The organism is Sediminispirochaeta bajacaliforniensis DSM 16054, assembly GCF_000378205.1.
Taxonomy (GTDB): Bacteria; Spirochaetota; Spirochaetia; order DSM-16054; family Sediminispirochaetaceae; genus Sediminispirochaeta; species Sediminispirochaeta bajacaliforniensis.
Genome location: NZ_KB899463.1, coordinates 1 through 3,020 on the forward strand (window position 1 = coordinate 1; position 3,020 = coordinate 3,020).

The following is a 3,020-nucleotide window of genomic DNA, read 5'->3' on the forward strand; positions in this document are numbered from 1 at the left end:
CCAGAAGATAGACGGCTTTGACCAGAAGATAGACGGCTTTGACCAGAAGATAGACGGCTTTGGCCAGAAGATAGATTATTTAAAACATAACGCAGTGGCTAAAAAAGATATCGTAAATATAAACAGAAAATTGGATTCTGTAAGAAAAAGATCCTGGATATATGAAGTATTTGCTGATAATTTGTTTTGGAGTGGCAGTCAAAATATTACATCATTCAAAGTTCCTTCTCAAGAATCATTCATTCAGCAATTTGGAATAGATGAGAAAAAAGAGAGAAATATTGTCAATTTTCTTGATATGGAAGTTGAGATAACAGATACGGTTTCGTTTGTAACAGTATTTAAGGAAATTTTCCTTTTTGAAGATTACTGCATTAATTTTACCCGTTCAAATCCAATAATTTTGGATTGTGGCGCTCATCTTGGATTTGCAACACTCTATTTTAAAAAGGATTATCCTGAGTCAAGAATTGTATGCTTTGAACCTGATCCGAATAATTATGAGGTATTAGAACGCAATATTAAAAAGAATAATCTTAAGAATGTTGATATTGTAAAAAAAGCTGTTGGTTCGAAAAATGATACGGTTAAATTCTATCGCGCTATTGATATGTCTATGGGAGGGAGTATCACTGATAGATTAGAAAGGAAGAATTTGAAAGTCGAGCATTTCGATGTTCAGATGGTTGATATAAAAGAATATTTAGAAAATAAAATTGATTTTTTAAAATTGGATATTGAAGGGAATGAAGATGACGTGATCATTGATTGTGGTTCTCTATTACGAAATATTCAATATCTTTTTATTGAATTCCATACGGGAGAAGATCTTCCAATTTCGCGTTTGGGTAAAATCCTGTCAGTTCTCGATAATAACGGATTTAACTATATTATCGACCGATCGCATCCTTCAGAACGTAGAAAACCGTTTCTACGGATTGAAAATAACTACTCACATGTTGTATATGCAAAGAATAATGAATGGAGTCTCTGATAAGCTTATAAATGGTCAGATGTTTTGTGGGTGATACAAGATATTCTTTATACGTCTATAAAATTGGAAAAATAAAATACTGAGTAGGTTTTCATGAACAGCAAGAATTTTAATATAAAGACTTTTGATGATAGCATAATAGAAACGGAAAGCGCACTTGAAGAATTTTATAAAATCAAAGCTTTAGCGGAAACGAAAAATATACTTTATGCTGCTGGTATTACTGAATATAAATTGCCATATTTGGAGCGTATTGCCGAAGAAATGCAGGAGTATCGTCTGCTGATAATGGTTGAAAATGGACGTTCTTTTCATGGTGTAGAAAAAATATTCGAGCAACATTACGGAAAAGTTGAAAGCGATACCGGATTCAGCTATTTCCCTATTCCCACACGCTTAATGCGCGACAATTTTGCGTCCGGTGTTAGTGTTGAAATAACGTCTGATATGAAAAGAATCATGGACGATATGCCGTATGTTAAGGAGGCTGCAATAAATCTGGCAGGTCGATATCCGGAAATGGGAGAGGGTTATGCTGAATTATCAGCTTGTGAGATATATAAATATCTTGATGTTGTACTTAATACTGCGAAACCAGTAATGGTGATAATTTGGAACCAGTTTTTGGCTATGAATTATATTTTGAATTCTATGTGTAAAGAAAGAGAGATTAAGGTTATTTATAATGAGTACGGAGTTCTGCCTGGTACCGTTGTATTTGAACAGAATGGTCAGATGGGTGAGAGTTTTGTGTCTTCCAATAGTGAGATATTTAACACCTTATCTGTTAATGAGGATGATCTTGAAAAAGCGGACAAGGTTTGGAAATATTTACGTCTAAGTGGTTTGAACCGTAAAAAACAACCTGTAAACAATGCTATAAATAAAATTAAAGATAAACTCAAACCTGGGCGTCCTATAATATTGTATTTTGGGCAAAATGATTATGAATCTGGACTTTATCCATATACAAAACATACTAAAGAATTCCATTCACCTACCTTTACTAGTAGTGATGATGCTGCTTTATACTTAGCGGAAATAGCAAATAAGAATGATTGGAACTTCTTATATAAACGTCATCCCATTATTTCTGAACGAGTTAAAACTAATGATTATCCGCTTGATATTATTTTAATGGATAATACTGATATTAATTCAGCCATTGATATGGCCGATATTTGTGTCACGATTTTATCACAGTCTGGATATATTTCTACTATTCGAAAGAAAGCTACCCTTATGTTAGGTTACAATCAATTGTATGGTAAAGGTTGTTCGTATGAAGCATTTCGGCGGGAGGATGTGGAAACAGCGCTTTACAATGCACTGGAAAACGGTTTTACACCAGCTCAGGAAGAGTCATTCCGTAGTCATATAGCACGATTGTTGCGGTATTATCTTTATGATGATATTGCTATCACGAAAAAATTTTCTTTTGCCAACGATGTGCATAAGGGAATATTGTTTCTTAAGTACGCACTAAACGGACAGAATCAACTGGAATGCATGAACTCCATCGCAAAAGAAAATGATTTTCTGGGAACTGGCATTAGTATGATGCAATCTTTGCGAGAAATATCTCATTTTGCAGAAACAAATAAAAAGCCAGTCTTTTTATTTGTTGGACATGTTTGCTTTGATCATGAGATAGATTATGTCTATCAGTTGGCAAAACAAATGCCTGCATTTAAATTTGTTATTCTCACTGAACATTACCGGGCGACTTATAAAAAGATATATGATCCGGATTATGTTAAACTATATCTGACAGAGCCAAAAGATATTCATCTTCTTAAATTCTTTATTGTACCGGAACTATTTACAAAAAATCAGTATCCGCCAAATCGTCAAATCTTTATTACCCAACAAATGAAAGAGCTTATTGATCGCGAACCTTGTATTAACGAGGCTGTGGTTAACCTTAAAGGAGATAACGTATAATATCTTGCGCAAATTCTAATTTTGATAAAAAGAAAGTCCTCAATCTGACGATTGATTAAGTACGACCAAAACCACATCAGAG

At 33.8% G+C, this 3,020-nt stretch carries 2 protein-coding genes; both read left to right on the forward strand.

The window, feature by feature from the left end; genetic code table 11:
* Window positions 1-994, forward strand: a 994-nt coding sequence (locus F459_RS22925) for an FkbM family methyltransferase (RefSeq protein ID WP_020614757.1), incomplete at its 5' end; no start/stop codon positions are given.
* Window positions 995-1,087: 93 nt separating this feature from the next.
* Window positions 1,088-2,938: a hypothetical protein gene (locus F459_RS0121800; RefSeq protein ID WP_020614758.1), complete on the forward strand. Its 1,851-nt coding sequence runs from the start codon at window positions 1,088-1,090 to the stop codon at window positions 2,936-2,938.
* Window positions 2,939-3,020: the final 82 nt, after the last annotated feature.